Here is a 1,100-nt window from a genome sequence, read left to right as displayed (position 1 = left end):
AATAGGTTGTCTGCGATGATTCCCTGTCCTTTAACAACGTCCGTTTTTTCAAATTTGATAGGATTGAATTTTCCGATCATGCGTACAACTGCCGTTGCTAATGGGTGATCAGATTCATTTTCTGCTGAAGCAACTGCATCAATCAATTCTTTTGAAGCACCATAATTTTTGACAACAACAACTTCTGTATTGCCTTTCGTCAGAGTACCCGTCTTATCAAACAGAAGCGTATCAATGTGACTGAAGGTATTCATAACATCACCTCCCTTGATAAGGACGCCTCTTTTTGCACCATTCCCGATTCCTGCAACATTTGAAACAGGTGCACCAATCACGAGGGCACCAGGGCAACCAAGTACGAGAATCGTGATGGCTAGTTCTAGATTATGACTAAAAACCCAAGTAATAGCTGCAATAACAAGTACCGCTGGCGTGTAATACTTAGCAAAGCGGTCGATGAATTTCTCAGCAGGAGATTTGGTATCTTGGGCTTCTTCGACAAGTTCAATAATTTTACCAAAGGTTGTATCTTCGCCGACTTTTTCTGCTTCTACGTAAATTGTACCGTTTTCTAAGATAGAACCTGCAAAAACTTTGGTACCAGCTTCCTTTCTGATTTCACGTGATTCACCTGTGATACTGGCTTCGTTGACATAGCCAGATCCTTGGTAAATACGACCATCAACAGGAACTTGACGTCCGGTTTTTACTAAGAGTTTGTCGCCAATTTCAACTTCATCAATGTCCATTTCTTCGCCATCAGCAGATAGGGCTGTGCTGGGTGCCATATTCGTGAGTTCTTTGATACTTGATCGCGTTTTTTCAAGCGTTTTTTTCTCCAAAAATCCACCGAAAGCGAAGAGAAAAGTGACAATTGCTGATTCTTCATATTCACCGATGAACAAAGCACCGATAACTGCAATAGAAACTAGCAGGTCAATCGAAATTTGTTTCACTTTGATTGCTTGATAGGCATGAATTGCAACAGGTATAAAACCGATAATACTTGCAATAATCATTGTCGAATTCCAAATCCATATTTGATTTACACCATATTTACCAAGGTATCCGAGTACAATGAGAATGGCTGAGAGGATAAC

General features: G+C 40.4%; 1 protein-coding gene. It reads right to left on the bottom strand.

Annotated elements, in window-relative coordinates:
* Positions 1–1,100, bottom strand: a 1,100-nt coding sequence (locus ABZS58_RS51465; RefSeq protein ID WP_354792171.1) for an HAD-IC family P-type ATPase, incomplete at both ends; no start/stop codon positions are given.

This window comes from Dactylosporangium sp. NPDC005555, from assembly GCF_040605635.1.
Classification (GTDB): Bacteria; Actinomycetota; Actinomycetes; order Mycobacteriales; family Micromonosporaceae; genus Dactylosporangium.
Note: the sequence above shows the minus strand (reverse complement) of the source record. Positions and strands in the feature narration are given on the sequence as shown.